Below are 21,298 nucleotides of genomic sequence, written 5' to 3'. Positions count from 1 at the left end.
CAATATGCTTCGGCGGAGTATCGCAAGATGATGCAGTCCGCCGGTTTTCGGGCCTCGATGAGCCGCAAGGCCGATTGCTATGAAAACGCGCCGATGGAGAGTTTCTTCCACACGCTCAAAACAGAACTCGTCCATCACCAGCATTATGAAACACGTGAGGAAGCCAGACGTGATATCTTTGCTTACATCGAGGGCTTCTACAATCGAAAGCGTCGTCACTCCGCCATCGGCTATATCAGCCCGATCGAGATGGAGCTAAAAGCAGCTTAACCCTGTCCATTTTTTCGGGGGAAGATCAAAGACCGTCCCTGCCCCAAGGTCTGCTTGACTTCCACAGGAACGCGCCCACTCTCGCCAAGATAATCGCATTCGCCCAACCATCCCCTTAGCGAGCTATGCAGTATTTTGGTTCCCCGCACATGTATCGGCGCGCACAATGATGCATCGCATTTTTCAAAGATACATCGATCTTCTCTCGCGCGCGGAACATGCGAATGCCTTTGCAGAGGCGATGGCGATCACCGCGAGCGAGCTTGACCTCTCCTCCTTTGCATATCTTGCAATGCCGCGGCGGGCTGGCAAAAAGCCATTGGTAATATCAACGTACCCGAACGACTGGGTCGCACATTATGTGCGCAGCCGCTACGAACGACTGGATCCGATTATCACGCGCTCGCTGCAGAATACTGAACCATTTCAGTGGGGTTTAGACGTACCTTCGAGACCAATTTCTCCGACGCAACGAAAGTTTCTCGAGGAAGCTAGCGAATTCGGAATTCGGCTTGGTTTCACCGTCCCAATTCACGATGAAGACGGCTCGGTTGCTGCTCTGACCTTTGCCGCTGACCAACGGCGTCCGCGGTTTGAAGAGTGCATCGATCTGAATGGTCCCGCCCTTCAGCTGATGGCGAGATGCTTCCATTCGCAGGTGCGCCGCAAGCTCTTGCATCAACTGACGATCGACGGAATCCTGCTGTCTCCTCGCGAACTCGAATGTTTGGATTGGGCCGCGAAGGGCAAAACCGCCTGGGAAATCGGACGGATCCTCGGCATATCTCACAATACCGTCGCTTACTATCTAAGGAGCGCGAGAGACAAGCTGGGAGTTCGCACTACCGTTCAGGCTGTCATGCGATTGGCCGCTGCCAAACGAGATAGGCAAGATTAAGACTCTGATCCCACATAGTTATGCGGGATGATGTTGGCGGGCAACTCCTCCAGAGTCTGGTCTCCTTTGGGAGGGGGCCATGATTCAGCTAATCACGGAGTCATCGTACGCTGCGTTTTCCTGCACGTTAGCATCCATGTATAAGTTGCGCTATCGCGTTTTTAAGCAACGGTTGGAGTGGAGCGTTCAGAACTGCGGCGACATGGAAATCGATGATTTCGATGCGCTGCATCCGGCCTACCTGGTCCAAACGTCTCTCGATGGCCATGTGGAAGGTTCGGTTCGCCTTTTGCCGACCATGGGGCCGACGATGGTGCGCGATACGTTTCCCATGGTTCTTGGGGGGCTTCCTGCTCCGGCAGACCCATTGGTCTGGGAGAGCAGCCGGTTCGCAGTCGATGCTCCTCCCCATGCTCCGAAGGGCGAACATGGGCTCGCCAAGTCGACTTTCGAGCTTTTCGCAGGGATGATCGAATTCGGACTGTCGAGACGACTTAACAACATCGTCACGGTGACCGACGTTCGGATGGAGAGAATCCTGAAACGCGCGGGCTGGCCCCTCCGCCGTATCGCCGCTCCCTGTAACATCGAAAATACCCTCGCTGTGGCGGGACATCTCGAAGTTTCTGAGGAGGCTCTTCAGAAGGTACGCAATTCTGGTGGTCTGTCGGGGCCAGTTCTTTGGGCACCAGTCTTGATGGAGGCCGCTTGAGTACCCCCAGTCCTCCCGCCCAATCTGAACTCGCCAAGTCATTTTCTTATCTCCCACACTCAGGATCAGTCGCGTTGACCGAGAGCAAAGTCCGCACGGCTCGCACGCGTTTCAACATTTTGCCCTCTGGGGCATCGTGATCCACGCATGGGCATCGCCGGACGACGGAGCATCATGGGTGCATATGATCGCCACGACGAGCTCGTCAGTTGCAAGCAGAGATATAATTGCGTCGATGCAACTGACTGCCTACGCAGAACACCAAACATCATGAGGAAGGCGGACGACGAGGCCTTTGGTCCACCTGATGACGATCTCATCGGTCGGCGATTGCCATTCACAATTGCGAATAGATGAAATTGTCTGCGCAACTAACCCGATTCAATTTTCCGGATTTCTACGGTGCTGCAATGGTGCGACACGCAAGCTTTGCCGGTCTAACGGCAGGAATTCGACGCCTCAAATTGGACCTCAGTCAACTTCAGCTAGCAATTGCGGCCTCGGAATATGGGAGCTTTCGCCGAGCTGCCGACGGTCTTTCCATCACGCAATCAACGCTCAGTCGCTCTATTCAGCTATTGGAACATTCAATCGGAATAATCATCTTCGAGCGATCGCGTGCCGGAGTTACGGCCACACCAGCTGGACTTGATTTTCTTCGAACAGCGCGCTCAATTCTTGAACAGATGGATACGGTTGTCGCGAGGGCGAAGCCTACCGACCGTGGGGAATGCGGCCGGCTTGTCATCGGATTCGCCACATCTCTTACAGCTGGTAATCTACGTGCGACGCTGCTCGACTACAAGTCGCGATTTCCGCAGGTAAAGCTTGGAATCCTCGAGCGATCTAGAACCCGATTAGCAACCGCGCTCCGCAATGGCATGGTTGACCTCTATGTTGCAGCAGGAGGTTCGTTTGATATCAGCAGCAGGAGCAGCTCCCTCTGGAGCGAGAAGGTCTTTGCTGCTCTTCCTCACGATCATCCTCTGGCTCTGCAGGATGTTATCTCATGGACCGATTTGAGTAACCAAATCGTTTTGATGAGCCAATACGATTCGGGGCGCGACGTCGAAGTGTTGCTAACTGCAAAGCTCATCACCTTGGCGGAGCGACCGCGAATCGAGCATCGGGATGTCAGCCGCGCAGAAATCCAGAATCTCGCCAGCATGGGCCTCGGCATCACCCTCCTACTGGAATCGGACGTGGGCGCCAATTTTTCCGGCCTAGTCTATCGGGAAGTGCGCGACGGCATCGGACCAGCCCGCGTTGGCTTTTCAGCCGTGTGGCGCGATAACAACGAAAATCCAGCTCTGGCCAATTTCCTCAAGTTACTGGCCGAGCGCTATCCTTCGTCATCTTTGGCGTGAAGCCGCTTTCGCGCTTTGGCAAAGGCCCGGTCCGTTGCCATGAAGCGCACCACCATCGGCGCTATCAGTTTGTTCGGGTCGCTGATCTTCTGGCCGGTTTCCCGGGAGAGGATTTCGGCATACGACATCAGATCGCGATGCACGGCAGCAGGCAAGTCGATGGCGATCCGAACAGGCTTGTCATCTGCAATGGCTCCAATCTTCAGTTTGGTCATTTCATCCTCTATATGGTTCGAGCACGAGATCACGGTTGACAATGACCCTCACCGGAAATCCCGGCCGGATGGTCAGGGTCGGCTGAATGTTCAGGTTGCGCCGAACCACCTGTTGTCCGACCTGATTGAGGGAATCCCCTGTTCCGCGGCGCAGCGCCTGAATGATGTCACTGTTGGAGCTATTGGCGTCTGTCCCGGAGTTAGCCTCAGTCCCCACGGCCAGCAACGTCGATAGCGCGGCTGCTCCCAATAGCTCCTTCCAATGATTGTCGACCTCATCCTCGAGGCCGGCGTAACCGGCTACATCCGCTCCTGGCTGTCGTTCGAGCACGATCGAACGTCCGTTGGGCATGATCAGACGCGTCCAGACAAGAAGTACGCGCGACTGCCCGAACGCGACTTGGCTATCGTAGGTCCCGATCAGTCGCGCGCCCTGCGGGATCAGCCGCGCGCGCCCGGTTGGCGTATCAAAGACATTCTCGGTCACCTGTGCCGTGATTTGGCCGGGCAGATCGGACCGGATCCCGCTAATGAGAGCAGCCGGAATGACTGTTCCTGCCTGGACCACGAAGGGCGATACTGGCTTGACCAGACGATCAGGGCTTGTGGTACGCCGATCTACGGCCGCGTTGACGAACGCAAGCTTGCGATCCTGGCCATTCTGCGCGAATGCTTCATCGGAAGACGTCGTCGGGTTGCTCGAGGTCTCGTTGGAAGGGGGTGTTGCAGCCAGTGACCGGACATTGGTCGGGGCAAATACCTTGCTGGTCCGCGCCGCCTCGGTTTCTTGGTTGGCTCGCTGCTGTTCAGCATCGACTGCGAGCGAGCCGGATTGCGTTTGGGCTTGGGCTGCCAGGATCGGCCGCCCCAGATCGCCGGGCAAGGGTGGTCCGAGCCGCTGCACGTCACGGGGGATTCCGGTATAATCCTTTGGCAGGGTCGAAAGTTCGTCCGCAATGGTGTGGTGGTCGGTCGAATAGAGCTCTTCAGAGGTGGCGTTGCGCTTTTCAGGTCTCTGCAAAGCCCAAAAGGCCGCACCGGAGATAGCCCCCAGCGCCAAAGCGGTGCCGACAAGGAGAGCCTTGCGGGAGAGGCGCGTTACGCGCGGCCGTTCAGGTCGCAGCCGCAAGGATTGGGCAATGTCCTCTCGTGCATCCGCCTTCGCCGGCTCGCGACCGGAAACTCCGGTGTCGCTCATAGCGGCCTCCCGTCGCTTCTTACGATACGGACTTTCTGCTGGCCTTCGCCGCCCAGCCGCAATTCGGCTGCCGCAAACAGCCGATCGACGATGAGGACATTGCCGTAGACACGGTAGTTGACGATCTCACTCTTGCCGCCTGGACCGATGACGAACAATGGTGGCATCTCGCCCTGGGTGATCCCTGTGGAGAATTCTATGTAGACCTTACGTCCGTCGTCATAGGCGTTGACCGGGCGCCAGGGCGGGCTGTCTCCGCCGATCGTGTAGCGATAGCGGCGCTCGGCCGGATCGGGAATGTAGGGCGTGGGCGGCACCGTTTGACCAGGATCGGCTCGAGGTTTGGGATAGAACCAAGCAACCGAAGGCATGTAGGGCTTTTCTCGGGAGCGGAGCTCGATCAGATAGGTGCGGCGGTCGGTGTTGACGACGAGATTGGTCGTGATCGCCGGGCGCGTTGGTTTGACCATGATATGGACGCGGCGCGCATCACTGCTGCCACTCTCGGTATCACCCACCACCCAGCGCACGGTGTCGCCCGCGGCCACAGGTCCCGAGCCGATCAGCTGCTCACCCGGCTCGAGCGCAATGTCGGTGATCTGTCCCGGTGCTGCATAGATCTGGTAAAGCGCGCCCGGACTATAGGGAAACACCTGTTCCGCATTGAAATACCCCCCCTTGCGAGGTTCGACCCGCGCAGCGTCATTGGCCGTCTCGATCCGCTCGACCGGCTCCTTGGCCTCAAGCTTCTTGCCACCTCGCGCCGGCGTCCAGGGGGGTGGCACGTGAAGCGGCTTTGGGCGGTCATCGCTCAATGCCGGCAGATCGGGAGATGGCGGGATCTCCTCATCGTAGCTAATCTGCGGCGGCTTGAAGGTGGTGCAGCCACTGAGCACACTTGCACTTATCAACAGTGCGGAGACGGCGCTTTGTCGGAATGTCCGGAGGCTCGGCACGAGAATCTGAGGCATCACGATCCGAACTCCTTCGACCAATTGATCGCGTTGACGTAAATGCCGAGTGGGTTCTTGCGCAGCCGATCGATGTCGCGGGGCGGTTCAACGACGATCGTGAGGATCGCGCTCCAGCGCTCGGTGGCCGCTAACTGTCCGTTCTCGTAATGCCGTTCGGTCCAGGTTAAGCGGAAACTGTCCACGGAGGCCCGAATGACACTCGAGACCTCGACGGCGACTTGAGTTTTCCCGACCTTGGCGAAGGGATCGTTGTTGCGGGCATAGTCATTCAGCGCGCCCGCACCGCGGTCGGTGGCGAAGTCATACGCACGCAACCAATCCTGGCGCAGCACGATGGCGTCCAGGGGAAGGCTGCGCACATGCTCGATAAAGCGCGCGAGATGGAAGGCGATCTGCGGATCGGTTGCCTCGTAGGCGGCACTTGCCGGAGCGATGGTTTTTGCCTCGCCCAGTTGATCAACTTCGACGACCCAAGGCGTAACCGTTCCCTGCGCCGATTGCCAAACGAGGGCACCCGCAAATCCCGCGCACAAGAACAGACATCCAAACGCCATCAGGCGCCAATTCCTGGCCTGCACGCGCGCCGAACCAATACGATTGTCCCAGACCTGGGCAGCCCTCTGATAGGGCGTGACCGGCCTGGGCGTGCGGCCATAGTGAACGGCCGATCGTTTAAACATGCAGTGATCTCCCTAAAACTAACGTGCCGCCTTGAGTGTCGCCGGCCCGGAAAGGATGAAGGACGCCTTCAGTAGCTTCGTTATTCTTGCTCCTTAAGATCGACCGATGCGCCACCGCCTCCGTGGTCGCCGGCACGAACCGCATTCGTCGCGGCTGTCGCGCCCTGGTGAATCGCTTGTGCGCGCTTTGCGCGGCGCGCCCAGGCAGGCACCTCCTGAGATGTCGCAGCTGGTGCATCTGGCGTACTCACATCACGAGCCGCGGCGCCTCCGCCAAGACGATCAGCGAGGAAACGCAAAGGACTTGCCGCGGCAGAGGCGCCCGCCTCGGCGACAGCCGACAGGCCACCTGCCCGAAATGCGCTAGAGGTTCCGCTCGCAATGGCCGAGGTGGCACTTGCCGCAGTTCCGATAGCGCCGCTGGCCAGTCCAACTCCACCTGCAGCAAGACCGGCCCCGGCGGCAACCAATCCTCCTGCCGCAAGACCCGTGCCCACTGCCGCTCCAGCACCAAGCTGCGGTCCGCCAGAAACGATGCCGTTGGCGATGCCGGGTCCGAAGATCCCAAGTCCCAGCAGCGACAATGCTGCGAGGACCAGCGTCATCGCGTCCTCGACTGTTGGCTGGTTGCCGCCGAAACCGGCGGTGAACTGTGCAAACAGGGTTGATCCGATGCCGACGATGACCGCGAGCACCAGGACCTTCACCCCGGAAGAGATGACGTTGCCGAGCACCCGCTCGGCAGCAAACACGGTTTTTCCAAACAGCCCGAATGGGATCAGCACAAAACCAGCGAGCGTCGTCAGCTTGAACTCGATGAGGGTGACGAACAGCTGGATCGCCAGGATGAAAAATGCGAGCAGCACCACGATCCAAGCGAACAGCAGGACGGTGATCTGAACAAAATTTTCGAAGAAGCTGACGTAGCCCATCAGCCCTGAGATCGATTCAAGGATCGGCCGCCCGGCATCAAGGCCAACCTGAGCGATCTTTCCTGGCCTCAAAAAATCCGCCGACGAAAGGCTGCTTCCCGATGCTTTCAATCCAAGACCGGCGAAGCTCTCGAATACGATGCGAGCCAAGCTGTTCCAATTGCCGATGAGGTATGCGAACACACCGACAAACAACGTTTTTCTCACGAGCCGGGCGATGATCTCCTCATCCGCGCCCCATGACCAGAACAGGCCGGCGAGGGTAATGTCGATTGCAGCGAGCGTAGTCGCAACATATCCGACTTCACCCCCGACCAGCCCGAACCCGGAGTCGATGTAGCGGGTGAAGGTCTCCAGGAATTGGTCGATGACACCGGTGCGTCCCATCGGTCACTCCTCACTGCTGGGAATGGAGGGATAGCGGGACGGCAGACGGCTCTCATCCTTGCCGCGCAGAGGCGATGTTGCGTCTGGATTAGTTTTGCTAATACGAGCCCCAGAGGATCCGTGGCCAAAGCCGAAGAACTCATGGCGCTTCTCGTCCCAGAGTTTTCGGCACTTAAGCAGAGCATCTTTCTGCTCGTATTGGACGGACCGGCATTGCTCGAGCTTTGCGGCAGTCGGATCAGAGGACCCTTGCGCGATAGACGCTTCGGACAGAGCCTGCTCTTGATCGCCGCCCAGTCGAAACGCGCAAGCCACAACAACCAGGACAGCAAGCGCCACCGCCAATATCATCGGGATTCGTTCAAGTCTGTTCGTCGACATCAATGGAACATCTGCACTGTTGTGGATTGGTAGCCTTGTCCCTGGGTCAGGAATCGCCTGAGCTGCTCCCTGCCCTGATCCTGGGCGGCCGCGCGTGCCGCCTGCTCCAAAGTCTGAGCACGCCCCTGTGCGGCAATTGCCGCCGTGAGGTCCACAAGCTGCTGATTTTGAAGCGCGAGTAGCTGGTTGCCGGCTTGGCTCGCCTGCAGGGCACCGGTGGCGCCCTGGCTCGCACTCACGAGGGCCGACATCTGGGTGCGGTTGGTGTCGAGATTGCCGACCACCGTCGCCTGCACGCGCATGGCGTCCTGCAAGCCGGCAACAGCGTTCTGCCAGCGTGTTTGCGCATTTGCGATCAGCACCTGGCCTGACTGGCTCGAAGAAGCCGGTGCGTAGGTGGATGAGAAGGCGCGGTCAATCTGCCCGACATCATAAGCGATCCGTTGCGCCTGGCCGAGCAACTGCTGGGTACGCTGGATCGACTGCTCGAGCTGCTGCAATGAGGAATACGGCAGGCTCGCCAGGTTTTTTGCCTGGTTGATCAGCATCAGCGCCTGGTTTTGTAGCGATGTGATCTGGTTATTGATCTGCTGCAATTCGCGGGCTGCAGTCAGCACGTTCTGTGCGTAGTTATTGGGATCGAAGACGATCCACTGTGCCGTGGCCTCTCGTGGCACTTGGACGATGGCAGCAGCAATCAGGCCGGCTGCTAAGAGCTGAGTTAGACGTCTCATCAGAGGCTCCCCGCCTTTGCAAGTTGCGGAATCAGTTCGCAGGCCCAGGCGAGCTCACGGGCTTTGAGCCAACCCGTCACAAAATTCTCCCGGCCATGCTCGGCTAGGACACGGTCAATCAGGGCCTGGTCGGCCTTCGAGGAGCTGCCTGTGAAGGCGAGTGCGACCTCACCTAAGCCTAACTCGAATAGGCGATTGCCCCGACGGGACTGAAAGTAGTAGTCGCGCTTCGGTGTTGCACGAGCCAGGATCTCGATCTGCCGGTCATTGAGCCCAAAGCGCCGGTAAATTGCCATGATCTGCGGCTCGATGGCGCGGTCGTTCGGCAGCAAGATTCGGGTCGAACAGCTTTCGATGATCGCGGGCGCGATAGGCGAACCGTCAATGTCCGCCAGCGACTGGGTAGCAAGAACGACTGAGGCGTTCTTCTTGCGAAGCGTCTTCAGCCACTCCCGGAGCTGCCCTGCAAAGTTGGCGTCATCGAGTGCGAGCCAGCCCTCATCGATGATGAGGAGGGTCGGACGGCCGTCAAAGCGGTCCTCAATCCGATGAAACAGATAGGAAAGGACGGCGGGGGCAGCGGCGGTCCCGATCAGCCCATCAGTCTCGAACACCTGGACGGAGGAGCCGCCGAGGTGCTCGCTTTCCGCATCGAGCAGGCGATCATATGGACCGCCCAGACAATAGGGCTGCAGCGCACGCTTCACCATATTGGACTGAAGAAGCACTGCTAGCCCTGTAAGGGTGCGCTCGCCGGCGGGCGCGGAGGCCAGCGAGGTGAGCGCAGACCATATGTGCTCTCTGATCTCAGACGTGACCTCGACCCGTTCGCGCGCTAGAATCGAGGCAAGCCATTCGGCCGCCCAGCCGCGTTCGGAGATTTCGTCGATCTTTGCCAGCGGCTGCAGCGCAACAAAGTCGGACGATTCTCCGGAGACCGCGCCGCCAAGATCATGCCAGTCGCCGCCCATTGCGATGGCCGCGGCCCGGATCGAGGCGCCGAAGTCGAAGGCAAAGATCTGCGCTTCGGGGTAGCGGCGGAACTGCAAGGTCATCAGCGCCAGGAGGACGGACTTGCCGGCGCCGGTCGGCCCTATAATAAGAGTGTGACCGACATCGCCGACATGCAGGGAGAACCGGAACGGCGTCGATCCTTCCGTCTTGCCAAAGAACAGAGGTGGCGCCTTGAAGTGATGGTCCCTCACCTCCCCGGCCCATACGGCCGATAGAGGGATCATATGAGCCAAGTTAAGGGTCGAAATTGGGGGCTGGCGGACGTTGGCATAGACATGTCCGGGAAGACTGCCGAGCCAGGCCTCGACCGCATTGACCGTCTCGATCATGCAGGTGAAGTCGCGCCCCTGGATCACCTTTTCGACCAGTCGCAGCTTTTCGTCGGCTGCGCGCGGATTGGTATCCCACACGATGACGGTCGCGGTGACAAAGGCCTCTCCGATTTGATCTGAGCCCAACTCCTGGAGAGCTGCATCGGCATCGATCGCTTTATTGTTCGCGTCAGTGTCGAGAAGAGCCGACGCTTCGTTGGTCATCACCTCTTTGAGGATCGCCGCGATCGACTTGCGCTTGGCAAACCACTGACGCCGGATTTTTGTGAGAAGCTTTGCCGCATCAGCCTTATCGAGCATGATGGCCCTGGTCGACCAGCGATACGGGAAGGCCAACCGGTTGAGATCATCGAGAATCCCCGGCGTCGTCGCAGTTGGAAATCCCACCACAGTTAGAACACGAATGTGGGCGTGGCCCAGCATCGGCTCGAGCCCACCGGTTAGCGCTTGATCGGCGAGCAAGGCATCAAGATACATGGGAATCTCTGGCACTCGGACCCGATGCCGTTTGGTCGAAATGGTGGAATGCAGGTAGGTCAGCGTGGCCTCGTCGTCGAGCCAACCGCATTCCGGCATGAATCCTTCGACGAGCTGGAGGACGCGATTGGTGCGATCCAGAAAGCCGCTCAGCACTTCTTTAGAATCTGCACCAGCCGTCCGATGACTACCCTCATAGAGCAGCCGTTCTGCAACCGCCGCGCTCTCGTCTGGCGGCAGATAGAGGAAGGTCAGATAATAGCTCGACTCGTAGTGAGCTCCCTCCTCTTCGAACTGGGCCTTTCGCTCGGCGTCGACCAGGGCGGACGCCACGTCGGGAAAGGTGTTCGGAGGATAGGCGCCTGCGGCATGGCGCTGCGCCTCGACGAACACCGCCCAGCCGGATCCGAGACGGCGCAGCGCATTGTTCAACCGGCCGGCAACCGCGACAAGTTCTGCCGACACGGCGCTCTCGAGATCAGGCCCCCGAAACCTCGCCGTACGCTGAAACGAGCCATCCTTATTGAGGACTACCCCCTCATCGACGAGCGCCGCCCAGGGCAGAAAGTCGGCAAGACGCGCGTTTGAGCGTTGATATTCGCTAAGATTCATCATGGGACAATTCACGTGTTGAGGTGACCGGGGACGCGGACGTGGCGGCGCACGACTTCGACGAATTCGGGATCGCGCTTGGCGGCCCAGACGGCAGCCATATGGCCGATGAACCAGAGCAGGAGGCCAGCGATCCACAGCCGCAAGCCCAATCCAAGTGCCGCCGCCAAGGTGCCGTTGAGGATCGCAACCGAGCGCGGGGCGCCTCCCATCAGGATCGGTTCCGTCAAGGCGCGATGGACCGGCGCGACAAAACCTGGAACCTCATCCATCAGATCACCACTCCGCCGCCAAAGGAAAAGAACGAGAGAAAGAAGCTCGAGGCGGCAAAGGCTATCGATAGACCAAACACGATCTGCACCAACCGCCGAAATCCGCCCGAGGTATCGCCAAATGCCAGTGACAGCCCGGTCACGATGATGATGATGACTGCAAGGATCTTGGCGACAGGCCCCTCAACCGATTGCAGGATCTGGTTGAGCGGCTGCTCCCACGGCATGTTCGAGCCGGCGGCCCAGGCGGGAAGCGCACTGGTGAACGAGAGGGCTGATGCCGAGATGGCAATGAGGCGCTTGTTGCGAGGCGATCGAGAGCTCATGGTTGATCTCCTATTGCTGAAAGGCTGTAGTCACCGGAGGGTCCGAGCCCCGAGACGCGAGCAAGCTCGGCGAGGCGGCGATCGGCGCCGCGGCCAACAAGCACAGCGATGACGTTGATCGTTTCCGCAATGAGTGCGCGCGGAACCGTGACCACAGCCTCCTGGATGAGCTGCTCGAGCCGGCGCAACGCACCAAGCGCAGTGCCGGCATGAATGGTCCCGATGCCGCCCGGGTGGCCTGTCCCCCAGGCCTTGAGGAGATCGAGAGCTTCGGCCCCACGCACCTCGCCGATCGGAATACGATCGGGCCGAAGGCGCAGCGAGGCGCGGACTAGATCGGATAGCGAAACGACGCCGTCCCGGGTGCGCAAGGCAACGAGATTCGGCGCCTTGCATTGAAGTTCTCTTGTATCTTCAATGAGAACCACGCGGTCCGTCGTCTTGGCGACCTCCGCGAGAAGCGCATTTGTCAGAGTGGTTTTCCCGGTCGAGGTACCGCCCGCGACCAGGATGTTGTGGCGAACCGCGACGGCAGCTCGAAGAGCGCCGGCCTGCTCAGGGGTCATGGTCCCGACGGCGACATAATCGTCCAAAGAGAATACAGCCACTGCCGGCTTGCGGATCGCGAATGCCGGAGCGGCAACGACCGGCGGCAGCAGACCTTCAAATCGCTCCCCAGTCTCCGGCAGCTCGGCCGAGACGCGTGGCGACCCCGCATGAACCTCGGCGCCGACGTGGTGAGCGACCAGCCGAATGATCCGTTCCCCGTCGGAAGCGGACAGACCTTCGCCGGTCTCGGTCAGGCCACTCGACAGCCGATCGATCCACAGCCGACCGTCTGGGTTGAGCATCACCTCGACAATCGAGGGATCTTCCAAAAAACGCCCGATCGCGGGACCAAGCGCAGTGCGCAGCATGCGCGCTCCGCGCGAGATCACCTCCGGCTGAAACGGCTGGATTGTCATCGATGTCCCAAGAGCTGAGGCACCCCAACGGCCTCGGATGGGTATGATTAGAAAAGCAGGTCCGTCATTGGCGCAACGAGCAGCGCACGGTGATCGTAGGTTGGCGTAGGAAAAGAAAGATCGAACCAGAATGTCTGGACCGAGCGATCGTTGATGCTCGCACCATTGTGCGAGGCGAGTCGATAAGCCGGGACGCCCCACATCACCACTCGTCGTCTTCGCGCTCCGTTGTGCCGGCTTCTTCTGACGGCACGAATATTTCAACGGCGCCACCATAAGTTTCGGGATCGCGGAGAAAGAATTTAGCGAGCCGTCTGCCCAAAATACCAAGCCATGGGATCATGAACCAACCTAGCGCCAGTACCTGCACCCCAGCGGCGGAAGCGAACGCAACCTGGTAAGCAATGATCGGATAGTGGCCTTCCTGAACGGACCATTGGTCAAGGATGAGTCCGGTCCCGTATTGGACGATGAAACACCAGCCGAAGTGAAGAACGTTCAAGCCGGCATTTGCTCTGCCGGTGAGCTCTCTTGGGAAATATTCCGCTACAATCGCATAGCTGAGGACCGTCGCTGCACCGACAATCGAGATGACGAGCCATGGCAAGAGCGATGGCATGGGCGCCCGCAGGATCAACGCAAGCTCAGCCCCTACAAATAGCACTGTCACAGCTGCGAACAGAGCTTCCGACCCAATCCCACGTCGGCGTAGCCGATCAGCCAACGTACCAAGTAGCAACGCGCCGCCGCTGATCCCTAGTGCCATGATGAAGAGATGTGTGATCGAGGATTCGCGGGTGAGCCCTTCGACGTTCGTCATCCAAGGTGCTGCCCACAAGGCCTGCAACGACCAGGCTGACCCAATACAGCTTGCCGAAAGCGGCGCTATCCGCCAGAAGCGCCGATCTTTGTAGATCGCACTTAGTTTTATTGGGGTCGGCTGGGTTACCTGTGGCCGGGCGGCCTCAGGAACCGTCCAAAAGATGAGGAGAGCAGAAGCGAATGTGGCAAGGGCCAAGAGCTCAAACAGCCCACGCCAGCCCGTGTATTCCAACAGCCACTGGGCTGGCGTTGTTGCAGTCACTGCACCTAGCGCGCCGAGCATCATCATGTAGCCATTGACCAGGGCAATACGTTCCCTTGGAAACCAGATGACGATGGCCTTCAGCCCAGCCATGGCTGCAGCCGAGACACCGATGCCGATCATCGCTCGCGCGACCAAAAGTTCCAGAAATCCTGACGACGCTCCAAATAGAGCCGCCCCGCTGCCAGCAATCATTAGGAGCACGCTCTGGACCCGACGTGGACCAAAACGATCTAGCAGCGTCCCGATCGGAATCTGGACGCCCGCGAACACCAGGAAATAAACCGACGTCAGCAGGCCAAGATTGGCAGCATCGAGACCCAGATCAGCTGATAGCTGTCCCGAGATTAGCGTGTTGATGGTCCGGAACAGATAGGAAAGGTAATAGCCGGCCACGAAAGGAAGGAAAACACAGCCGATCACGCGCCAAGTCGAAACTCGTCGCCTACCGTCGGACTGCGAAGCATTGAGACTGGATGGGCCGTTCGCTGCTTGTTGCGTGCGGATCTTGTGGTTACCGGCCGGTTTAGCAAAACGCGTTTGGCAGATTTTGAAAGTTACGGTTGCTGCCGCCCTCCTCGGCGGCAGCGCTCATGTCGGCAGTTGCGTCTAGAATGATGGCGGCGGGTTGCTCCTGGGCAGACTCCGCAGAAATTTGCGAAACATCGTCAGCCGCATAGCTGTGAGCATTCGAGGCGTTGATTTGATCGATCGTCTCTCGCAGTAAGGGCCGGTTCGAGCGCACACGCCGGTCAACCTGTTCGGCCAGTGTCTTGAATCGCTCTTGGCCGAGTGCACACGCTTCACGCTGCTGTGATTGCGGCATCTGAGGTGTGACGGTGAGATGATAGCGGGCGTGCAGCGCAACCGTATCGGCGATCATGCGGACCTCGCCGTCCAAACGCTCAAGTTGGCTCGTGATCCGATCGAGCGCCTCATGAATGAGACCTTCGACCGGCGGCGCTGGATCAAGGAAGCGTTCAAGGGCAGCCTCCACGACCAAGCTCTTGCCAACGCCGGGCCTGTCCGTTGCAACTTCGAGACGGCGGAAAATCTGTTCGGAAAGCTGGACGCTGACCTTTCTCATCATGGCAGGGCTTTGCTGCCTTGTCCTCTCGGCAGCATGGGCTTGGGTCAAATTTGGCTCGTTCGCTTCGTCGATCGCTGTTTCGAAGCTCATGCCCGGCTCCTCCCGGATACAGAAAATGACCAACGCGCCCATGGCTGAGCGCGGCGAAATCGGTTCGAAATGACAGTGATTGCCCCACCGATGATGCGACGACACAAAGGGCAGGACGGTCGCTTGTTTCAATCGCCGGAGAATTGAAAGCGTAGTCTGGCGTAGCCAAAGAAAGGAACGGCGGTCTCATGGGATAGGAGTTGCTGCCCGGCTGTTCGCTCCGCCGCCATGTCCAAGCTAACGTTCTTCACCAAACTCTGGTCTACGGTAAGCGGCGTGTCTCCCGCACCTTGTTGCTGTTGAGCAGATCGGCAAAATGAGTTCCGTCTTGAAGAGGACGGTTTGCATAGATGATCGAGCGTGTTGTCGACGCATCGCAGCTACGAGTCCGGCGGCGCTGGAGCGACGAGGTCAAGAGACGGATTGTCTCGGAATCCTTTGTGCCGGGCGCGATCGTCTCGGACGTCGCGCGGCGCCACGATCTGTCGCCGCAGCATTTGTCGGCCTGGCGTAAGGCGGTGCGCGACGGGTTGTTGAAGCTGCCGGACGGCACAGAGCCGGTGGCGACGAGGCCTGCTGGAGCGGTCGCGATCCAGGAAGCGAGTTCATCAAGCGGCGAGGCCGTTAGCTCGCTCGGCGATCCACGCCCAGGGCATGAGTTCGTCCAGACGCGAGGCCGGCCAGAGATTGACAAGTCTGGTGAGGACGTCGGTCAGATAGGCCTGCGGCTCGACGCCGCAGAGCTTGCAGGTCTCGATCAGCGAAGCGATGCAGGCCCAGTTCTCCGCGCCCTCATCCGGGCCGGGGCCATAGTGCCGGGTTTCTGACATTCGAAGCCGTGATCACCTATCCGTTCCACCCGCTGGCTGGCCGGATGGTCCTGGTGACCGGCGACCATGAGCACGACGGTGTTCATTATTTCCTGATTCGGCAACCGCATGGCGGCTCCTTCCAGGTGCCAGGCTGGATGTTCGATCCGTCGGCATGTTCGACAGAGATTGTAACGATTCCCCGCCTTCCCGTCAGCCAACTCCTTCAACTGCGTAATCTGGTTGATCATCTCGTACACTGTCGTCCGGAGGAAGAAAGCCCCGGAGGATTCGGCGATGAGAAGGCAGTGTCGTACGCAAATGGATCTGTTCCTTCCCCTAACCCAGCCCAGCGACATGATTGGCACCGAACGCCAGAAGGCGTTGGCCCTTCTGCGAGCATTGCTGATGGAAGCGGCGACGAAGCCTGCCAACGAGCCTGCAACCAACGGCAAAAAGGGAGCAGGCAATGAATAAGATCACGCCCGCGCACCTGGCTCGCGCCGCTTTCGTGTATATCCGCCAATCCACAGCGTATCAGGTCGTCAACAATCTCGAGAGCCAACGACGCCAGTATGGCTTGGTCGAGCGTGCGCGGCAGCTTGGTTGGGAAGACGTTCAACTCGTCGACGATGATCTCGGCCGATCCGGTGGTGGAACGGTCCGACCGGGCTTCGAGAAGCTACTGGCCGCGATTTGCGAAGAACGGGTTGGCGCCGTGGTATCGCTCGAGGCATCACGCCTTGCCCGGAACGGCAGAGACTGGCACACTTTGCTGGAGTTCTGCGGCCTGGTCGGCACACTGATTGTCGATGAGGAAGCAATCTATGATCCGCGCTCACCCAATGACCGGCTGTTGCTTGGTATGAAGGGCACCATGAGTGAGATGGAGTTGTCGATCTTCCGGCAACGGTCCGTCGAGGCAATGCGCCAAAAGGCGCGACGGGGCGAACTCCATTTGACCGTCGCCGTCGGCTACGTGAAGACGGATGACGACCGTATCGAGAAGGATCCTGATCGACGCGTCCAGGACGGCATCTTGCTCGTCTTCCGCAAATTCGGCGAGCTCCAGTCAGTCCGGCAGGTGCTGCTTTGGTTCAGGCAGGAGAACGTTCTCGTTCCAGCGATTGTGCAAGGTCGCGGTACACGCCCGGTCGAATGGAAGCCACCTGTCTATCACACACTGCACCACATGCTGACGAATCCGGTGTACGCCGGTTCTTACGCCTATGGCCGGCGAGGGACACGCGTGACGATCAAGGGTGGCCGCAAGCGGATCATGCGCGACACGCTTCGGCGCAATTGGAAGGATTGGGAGGTTTTGATCCACGACCATCATGAAGGCTACATTGCCTGGACTGAGTTCGAGAGGAATCAGCACCTGATCGCCGACAACGCCAATGGGAAGAGCTATATGGGTCGCGGCTCCATAAGGCGCGGCGAGGCCTTGCTGCCAGGGTTGTTCCGTTGCGCGCGCTGTGGCCGACGCCTGCATATCCAGTACACTGGAAAGGGCGGGAATACACAGCGATATGCCTGCCGCGGCGCGTTCGGCACCAAAGCGGCCGACAACTGTATCGGCTTTGGCGGCATGCGGGTCGATCGCGCTGTCGCCCAAGAGGTGCTCGATCGACTACAGCCTCTTGGGATTGAAGCGGCGCTAGCCGCAATGGAGGCCCAGAGCGTGCATCATTGCGACAAGCGTAAGCACATCGAGAATGCAATCCAGCAGGCTCAATACGAAGCCGCCCGGGCACGGCGGCAGTACGATGCCGTCGATCCCGATAACCGGCTGGTCGCCAGTGAGTTGGAGCGCCGTTGGAACGAGAAGTTGGTTCAACTGCGCGACCTGGAGGTCCAGCTCGAGACCCTCAAACAGAGGCAGCACACCCCAGCGCTTTCCGCCACGGATCACGCGAGGCTGATGACGCTCGGCAAGGATTTGACCAAGGCGTGGAATAGTCCCGGCGCATCCGTCGAGACACGCAAGAAGATCATCAGGCTGCTTGTCAAAGAGATCATCGTCGATGTCGTGGGCGATACATTGGCGCTCGTCATTCACTGGCAGGGCGGCGACCACACCCAGTTGACGGTCAAAAAGAACAAGATCGGACAGACCCGCTGGACGGTCGAAGCCGATGTCCTCGATCTCGTTCGCGTATTGGCGAGGCAATTATCGGACACGGCAATCGCTGCGATCCTCAATCGGTCCGGCAAGCTAACTGCACATGGTGCGAGTTGGACACGATCCCACGTTTGCAGTCTCCGGAACACCAACGGCATTCCTGTCTACCGCGAAGGTGAACGAGCCGAGCGCGCCGAAGTGACGTTGGATGAAGCCGCCGACATTCTGAAGGTGAGCCGCACGACGGCCTATCGGATGGTCAGCAGTGGGACCCTTCCGGCCCGGCAGCTGTGCGGCGGGGCGCCCTGGATTATCCGGCTCGCCGACCTGCAGCGAGACGCTGTGTGCCGCGAAGCCGATGCCAGACGATCACGTCGCCCGATATCTCGAGATCCGCAGCAAAATCTCCTTCCTTTATAAGGGCATCACCAGATGAGCAGTATGAAGCGCCAACGTCATGCCCCGCGAACAGNGCATTCTTGCGATTAAGGACAAGAGGACGGATGCTTCGCTCGACAATATTTGTGTCGAGCTCAATGCGGCCGTCGTCGAGGAACCGCGTCAGGCCAACCCAGTGGTTCAGCGCGTAACGGATGTGCTCGGCGATTGTCGCTTTGCCCGAGACGCGGGTGAGTTGCTGGTCGAACCAGGCCTTGAGCGCCACTACCTGCGGCTTGCTCCGCTCCTGGCGGACGGCACGGCGCTCATCGGCGCGGCGGCCCTTGATCGACTTCTCGATGGCATAGAGAGCGGCGATACGCTCGAGCGCTTCGCTCGCGATCGGGGCAGGACCGTCCTGGACAACGTCGAAGAAGCGCCGCCGCAGATGAGCCCAGCAGAAGGCGAGCGTGATCGCCGCGTCAGGCGCGGTGTCGGCGATGGTCTTGTAGACGGTATAGCCGTCGCATTGCACGATGCCACGATAACCGTCGAGCAGCTTGAGCGCGTGGACGGCGCCGCGACCAGGCGCGTAAGTGTAGGCCACTGCGGGCGGATCGGCCCCGCCCCACGGCCGATCGTCGCGCGCGATCGCCCAGAAGAAGCCCTTCTTGGTGCGACCGCGGCCGGGATCGAGCACCGGCGCTGTGGTCTCGTCGACCGCGATCTTACTCGCGGTCAGAATGGTCTCGCGCAGCCTGAGCCAGAGCGGACGAAGCTCTGCGCCTGCATAGCCGACCCAGAACGCCAGAACCGAGCGCTTGATGTCGATACCCTGCGCCAGCAGCATCTGAGCCTGCCGATAGAGCGGCAGGTGCCAGGCATATTTGGCGACCAGCACATGGGCGACCATCGCCTCGGTCGGCAAGCCGCCCTTGATCAGCCGCTCTGGNGCCGGCGCCTGNACCACNCCATCCGTGCAGGCCCGNCAGGCNTATTTGGGACGNTGGGTGACGATCACGCGGAACTGCGCCGGGACGACGTCGAGCCGCCGTGAGGTCTCCTCACCGATCACATGCAGAGGTGCGCGGCAGCACGGGCAGCAGGTCACNTCCGGGGCAATCGTGACGTCGATATGCGGCAGATGGGCCGGAAGCGCACCACGGCTGGCGCGACGCCGTTCAGCACGCTGGCGTGCGCCTGCCGTGTCCTTCCTGTCCTGAGCCGCCTCGTTGCTGGCAATGGCCTGCTCGATGTCCTCAATCGCCAGCTGCAATTGCTCAGGATCGAGCTTCTCCGAGCGGCGGCCGAACTGCGCGCGTTGCAGCTGGCGCAAGAGATGCTGAAGGCGGTCCATTTGCGACAGCGCATGGTCGCGTTCGGCGATCGCAGCGTCGCACTTTGCGATCGCCGCGTCGCGCTCCGCGCATACCGCCGCAACCAGCGCCTGCAGCGCCTCGATATCGGTCGGAAGTTGATCCGTAGTCTCGCTCACGCCCGGCACTCAAGCTGATTCGCGGGCCCTTGTGGTAGACTGCAGCCGACATGATTCAATTGGTCAACAGGGTTCACGAGGTTGCGCTCGGCTGAGCAATNTCGCGGGCATGCAGGCGCGACCAATCCAGGCCGTCCATCAGCGCGGCGAGCTGTGAGGCGGACAAACGCATCACGCCATCGCTGATCGGCGGCCAGCGGAACGCGCTATGCTCCAGCCGCTTCCACAGCAGAACAAGCCCGGACCCGTCCCAGGCAAAAATCTTCAAACGGTCCGCTCGCTTTGAACGGAAGACAAAAATCGTTCCCGCGAATGGATCATGGTGGAGTTGCTCGCGCACCAGCGCGGCGAGACCATCGGCACCTTTACGGAAGTCGACCGGCCGCGTCGCAATCATGATCTTCACGCCCACCGAAGCCGCGATCATGCCGTCGTCCTCACGGCCCGCAGCACATCGCGCAGCCAGGCCGGATCGATCCCAGCGGCTGCGCGAACCACTGCATCACCAATCTCGATGCTGATCGTTGTCGCGTTCGGTATTGCCGCTTCCACGCACATCCCGGCGGGGCGAAGCTCCGACACCACCGGAACGAAGAGTGGCGCATCCTCCGCCGGCAAGCTCAGCAGACCGGCACGCGCCGCCTTGCGCCACGCGAACAAGTGTTGCGGCGAGAGGTCGTGCCGGCGAGCCACCTCGGACGCAACAGCGCCGGGCGCATATGACTCTGCCACGATCCGCCCCTTGGCCGCGTCACTCCACCGCCGCCGACGCCCCGCTCCGACTTGGATATCCACCCGGCGCCGTGGTTCCGAAGCGTCAACTATATGGTCAACCATATATGCGAACCCTACTGTATATGACGGCTCGCATGTTGCCGATCAGCTCACGCCGAACAAGGTGTGGGAGACACGCCGCTTACGGTCTACGCGTGGTGACGACCGAAGGTTTGCCAATGCATCGCAATGCTCGCGGGGTTTCGCTACAAACCGGACCGGAGGCCTGTCCGCTTCCCGGGGACATACCAGGGACACACCTATTTCCCGAAATCACTGGTGGCTTTTTTCTTCAGTGATACCTTGCGCTTTGACGTCATACGTAGAGAATAACTGTAAGACGCGAACCTGCGCACAGCAGCGGGGTACTTGGAACTTGCAGGCCATCGCAGATCTTTCCGCCAGCCGGGAGTTTGCGACGTGCGCACATGGCGGATTGGCGCAGGGGACCGATAGCCATCAAAGCGCTCAGCCTTATTCCACGCTACCGAACTTACCTAGACGTTTTGCCGCTGGCATTGGCGGCCCCGCGCTGATCCTTGCACATTTATGGTGAATGAAGTTGGCCCGCACCTTACCTCGTACGCGACTTCCGTTTTATCCCGCCAAGGGTGATCTTCCCCCGAAAAAATGGACAGGGTTAAGCTGCTTTTAGCTCCATCTCGATCGGGCTGATATAGCCGATGGCGGAGTGACGACGCTTTCGA

The 21,298-nt window shown here is 59.9% G+C and carries 21 protein-coding genes and 3 pseudogenes; 7 read left to right on the top strand and 17 right to left on the bottom strand.

From position 1 onward, the window contains the following. From YUU_RS0149615 to YUU_RS0149600, 4 genes are all read left to right on the top strand, one after another. The coding region (locus YUU_RS0149615) for an IS3 family transposase (protein ID WP_027528770.1) at positions 1-270 on the top strand (270 nt) is incomplete at its 5' end. A gap of 166 nt (positions 271-436) precedes the next feature. Further along, positions 437-1,168, top strand: coding sequence for a LuxR family transcriptional regulator (locus tag YUU_RS0149610; RefSeq protein ID WP_245288358.1), 732 nt, complete (start codon positions 437-439; stop codon positions 1,166-1,168). Between the two features lie 79 nt (positions 1,169-1,247). Beyond that, on the top strand, positions 1,248-1,880 hold the full coding sequence (locus YUU_RS0149605; RefSeq protein ID WP_027528768.1) for an acyl-homoserine-lactone synthase: 633 nt from the start codon (positions 1,248-1,250) through the stop codon (positions 1,878-1,880). A gap of 353 nt (positions 1,881-2,233) precedes the next feature. Beyond that, positions 2,234-3,247 carry a LysR family transcriptional regulator gene (locus YUU_RS0149600; protein ID WP_245288357.1) on the top strand — a complete coding sequence of 338 codons (1,014 nt, stop codon included), beginning with the start codon at positions 2,234-2,236 and terminating at the stop codon, positions 3,245-3,247. Here YUU_RS0149600 and YUU_RS0149595 read toward each other — a convergent pair. The 13 genes from YUU_RS0149595 to YUU_RS0149530 form a co-directional block, all read right to left on the bottom strand. Next, the gene (locus YUU_RS0149595) at positions 3,223-3,462 is read right to left on the bottom strand and encodes a DUF2274 domain-containing protein (protein WP_027528766.1); all 240 of its coding nucleotides are present in this window, start codon (positions 3,460-3,462) and stop codon (positions 3,223-3,225) included. The two genes, YUU_RS0149600 and YUU_RS0149595, sit on opposite strands and share 25 nt — an antisense overlap. 1 nt (position 3,463) lies before the next feature. After that, positions 3,464-4,660 carry a TrbI/VirB10 family protein gene (locus YUU_RS0149590; protein WP_027528765.1) on the bottom strand — a complete coding sequence of 399 codons (1,197 nt, stop codon included), beginning with the start codon at positions 4,658-4,660 and terminating at the stop codon, positions 3,464-3,466. Next, positions 4,657-5,631, bottom strand: a complete 975-nt coding sequence (gene trbG, locus YUU_RS0149585; RefSeq protein ID WP_027528764.1) for a P-type conjugative transfer protein TrbG — start codon at positions 5,629-5,631, stop codon at positions 4,657-4,659. Before trbG ends, YUU_RS0149590 begins: the two co-directional genes overlap by 4 nt. Beyond that, positions 5,631-6,314 carry a conjugal transfer protein TrbF gene (gene trbF / locus YUU_RS0149580; protein ID WP_027528763.1) on the bottom strand — a complete coding sequence of 228 codons (684 nt, stop codon included), beginning with the start codon at positions 6,312-6,314 and terminating at the stop codon, positions 5,631-5,633. Before trbF ends, trbG begins: the two co-directional genes overlap by 1 nt. 80 nt (positions 6,315-6,394) lie before the next feature. Continuing rightward, complete coding sequence (gene trbL / locus YUU_RS0149575) at positions 6,395-7,633, bottom strand: P-type conjugative transfer protein TrbL (protein ID WP_027528762.1); 1,239 nt, start codon at positions 7,631-7,633, stop codon at positions 6,395-6,397. A 3-nt stretch (positions 7,634-7,636) separates the two neighbouring features. Beyond that, positions 7,637-7,984 carry a putative entry exclusion protein TrbK-alt gene (trbK-alt, locus tag YUU_RS0149570; protein ID WP_245288360.1) on the bottom strand — a complete coding sequence of 116 codons (348 nt, stop codon included), beginning with the start codon at positions 7,982-7,984 and terminating at the stop codon, positions 7,637-7,639. Between the two features lie 29 nt (positions 7,985-8,013). Continuing rightward, the gene (gene trbJ / locus YUU_RS0149565) at positions 8,014-8,748 is read right to left on the bottom strand and encodes a P-type conjugative transfer protein TrbJ (RefSeq protein WP_027528760.1); all 735 of its coding nucleotides are present in this window, start codon (positions 8,746-8,748) and stop codon (positions 8,014-8,016) included. Then, the gene (trbE, locus tag YUU_RS0149560; RefSeq protein WP_027528759.1) at positions 8,748-11,186 is read right to left on the bottom strand and encodes a conjugal transfer protein TrbE; all 2,439 of its coding nucleotides are present in this window, start codon (positions 11,184-11,186) and stop codon (positions 8,748-8,750) included. The genes trbJ and trbE overlap by 1 nt, the downstream gene beginning before the upstream one ends. A gap of 8 nt (positions 11,187-11,194) precedes the next feature. Continuing rightward, complete coding sequence (locus YUU_RS0149555; RefSeq protein ID WP_027528758.1) at positions 11,195-11,455, bottom strand: VirB3 family type IV secretion system protein; 261 nt, start codon at positions 11,453-11,455, stop codon at positions 11,195-11,197. Continuing rightward, the gene (locus tag YUU_RS0149550) at positions 11,455-11,781 is read right to left on the bottom strand and encodes a TrbC/VirB2 family protein (protein WP_027528757.1); all 327 of its coding nucleotides are present in this window, start codon (positions 11,779-11,781) and stop codon (positions 11,455-11,457) included. The genes YUU_RS0149555 and YUU_RS0149550 overlap by 1 nt, the downstream gene beginning before the upstream one ends. After that, positions 11,778-12,746: a P-type conjugative transfer ATPase TrbB gene (trbB, locus tag YUU_RS0149545; protein WP_027528756.1), complete on the bottom strand. Its 969-nt coding sequence runs from the start codon at positions 12,744-12,746 to the stop codon at positions 11,778-11,780. The genes YUU_RS0149550 and trbB overlap by 4 nt, the downstream gene beginning before the upstream one ends. 202 nt (positions 12,747-12,948) lie before the next feature. Further along, on the bottom strand, positions 12,949-14,253 hold the full coding sequence (locus tag YUU_RS54865) for an MFS transporter (RefSeq protein ID WP_245288356.1): 1,305 nt from the start codon (positions 14,251-14,253) through the stop codon (positions 12,949-12,951). Between the two features lie 103 nt (positions 14,254-14,356). Then, a complete protein-coding gene (locus YUU_RS0149530; protein WP_027528755.1) occupies positions 14,357-15,010 on the bottom strand; it encodes a hypothetical protein in 654 nt (217 codons plus the stop codon). A gap of 350 nt (positions 15,011-15,360) precedes the next feature. On the opposite strand from YUU_RS0149530, the pseudogene YUU_RS58235 reads away from it, so the two are divergent. Then, positions 15,361-15,513, top strand: a pseudogene (locus tag YUU_RS58235) (transposase); the annotation flags it as partial. A 105-nt stretch (positions 15,514-15,618) separates the two neighbouring features. Here the strand turns inward: YUU_RS58235 and YUU_RS0149520 are convergent. Then, a pseudogene (locus YUU_RS0149520) lies at positions 15,619-15,813 on the bottom strand (transposase domain-containing protein); the annotation flags it as partial. A 327-nt stretch (positions 15,814-16,140) separates the two neighbouring features. Here YUU_RS0149520 and YUU_RS60025 point away from each other — a divergent pair. Both YUU_RS60025 and YUU_RS0149510 read left to right on the top strand, forming a co-directional pair. Beyond that, positions 16,141-16,296 carry a hypothetical protein gene (locus tag YUU_RS60025; protein WP_156945014.1) on the top strand — a complete coding sequence of 52 codons (156 nt, stop codon included), beginning with the start codon at positions 16,141-16,143 and terminating at the stop codon, positions 16,294-16,296. Beyond that, positions 16,289-18,364 (top strand): recombinase family protein, encoded by a 2,076-nt coding sequence (locus YUU_RS0149510; protein ID WP_027528751.1) that lies wholly within the window; start codon positions 16,289-16,291, stop codon positions 18,362-18,364. Before YUU_RS60025 ends, YUU_RS0149510 begins: the two co-directional genes overlap by 8 nt. Positions 18,365-18,389: 25 nt before the next feature. Here the strand turns inward: YUU_RS0149510 and YUU_RS54860 are convergent. The 3 genes and pseudogenes from YUU_RS54860 to YUU_RS0149495 all read right to left on the bottom strand — a co-directional run. Next, positions 18,390-19,817, bottom strand: a pseudogene (locus YUU_RS54860) (IS66 family transposase); the annotation flags it as partial. A 73-nt stretch (positions 19,818-19,890) separates the two neighbouring features. After that, the gene (gene tnpB, locus YUU_RS0149500) at positions 19,891-20,244 is read right to left on the bottom strand and encodes an IS66 family insertion sequence element accessory protein TnpB (RefSeq protein ID WP_027528750.1); all 354 of its coding nucleotides are present in this window, start codon (positions 20,242-20,244) and stop codon (positions 19,891-19,893) included. Beyond that, on the bottom strand, positions 20,241-20,549 hold the full coding sequence (locus tag YUU_RS0149495) for a transposase (RefSeq protein WP_198032003.1): 309 nt from the start codon (positions 20,547-20,549) through the stop codon (positions 20,241-20,243). Before YUU_RS0149495 ends, tnpB begins: the two co-directional genes overlap by 4 nt. Positions 20,550-21,298 lie beyond the last annotated feature (749 nt).

This window comes from Bradyrhizobium sp. Ec3.3, from assembly GCF_000472925.1.
Taxonomy (GTDB): Bacteria; Pseudomonadota; Alphaproteobacteria; order Rhizobiales; family Xanthobacteraceae; genus Bradyrhizobium.
Note: the sequence above shows the minus strand (reverse complement) of the source record. Positions and strands in the feature narration are given on the sequence as shown.

Bases quoted from the DNA above. Each gene is read 5' to 3' on its own strand.
- trbL (WP_027528762.1), bottom strand. From the start codon at position 7,633: ATGGGACGCACCGGTGTCATCGACCAATTCCTGGAGACCTTCACCCGC.
- YUU_RS0149510 (WP_027528751.1), top strand. From the start codon at position 16,289: ATGAATAAGATCACGCCCGCGCACCTGGCTCGCGCCGCTTTCGTGTAT.
- trbJ (WP_027528760.1), bottom strand. From the start codon at position 8,748: ATGAGACGTCTAACTCAGCTCTTAGCAGCCGGCCTGATTGCTGCTGCC.
- YUU_RS0149605 (WP_027528768.1), top strand. From the start codon at position 1,248: ATGATTCAGCTAATCACGGAGTCATCGTACGCTGCGTTTTCCTGCACG.
- YUU_RS0149600 (WP_245288357.1), top strand. From the start codon at position 2,234: ATGAAATTGTCTGCGCAACTAACCCGATTCAATTTTCCGGATTTCTAC.
- YUU_RS60025 (WP_156945014.1), top strand. From the start codon at position 16,141: ATGGATCTGTTCCTTCCCCTAACCCAGCCCAGCGACATGATTGGCACC.
- trbF (WP_027528763.1), bottom strand. From the start codon at position 6,314: ATGTTTAAACGATCGGCCGTTCACTATGGCCGCACGCCCAGGCCGGTC.
- trbB (WP_027528756.1), bottom strand. From the start codon at position 12,746: ATGACAATCCAGCCGTTTCAGCCGGAGGTGATCTCGCGCGGAGCGCGC.
- YUU_RS0149590 (WP_027528765.1), bottom strand. From the start codon at position 4,660: ATGAGCGACACCGGAGTTTCCGGTCGCGAGCCGGCGAAGGCGGATGCA.
- trbG (WP_027528764.1), bottom strand. From the start codon at position 5,631: ATGCCTCAGATTCTCGTGCCGAGCCTCCGGACATTCCGACAAAGCGCC.
- YUU_RS0149595 (WP_027528766.1), bottom strand. From the start codon at position 3,462: ATGACCAAACTGAAGATTGGAGCCATTGCAGATGACAAGCCTGTTCGG.
- YUU_RS0149530 (WP_027528755.1), bottom strand. From the start codon at position 15,010: ATGAGCTTCGAAACAGCGATCGACGAAGCGAACGAGCCAAATTTGACC.
- YUU_RS0149550 (WP_027528757.1), bottom strand. From the start codon at position 11,781: ATGAGCTCTCGATCGCCTCGCAACAAGCGCCTCATTGCCATCTCGGCA.
- trbK-alt (WP_245288360.1), bottom strand. From the start codon at position 7,984: ATGATATTGGCGGTGGCGCTTGCTGTCCTGGTTGTTGTGGCTTGCGCG.
- YUU_RS0149610 (WP_245288358.1), top strand. From the start codon at position 437: ATGATGCATCGCATTTTTCAAAGATACATCGATCTTCTCTCGCGCGCG.
- YUU_RS0149555 (WP_027528758.1), bottom strand. From the start codon at position 11,455: ATGGATGAGGTTCCAGGTTTTGTCGCGCCGGTCCATCGCGCCTTGACG.
- trbE (WP_027528759.1), bottom strand. From the start codon at position 11,186: ATGATGAATCTTAGCGAATATCAACGCTCAAACGCGCGTCTTGCCGAC.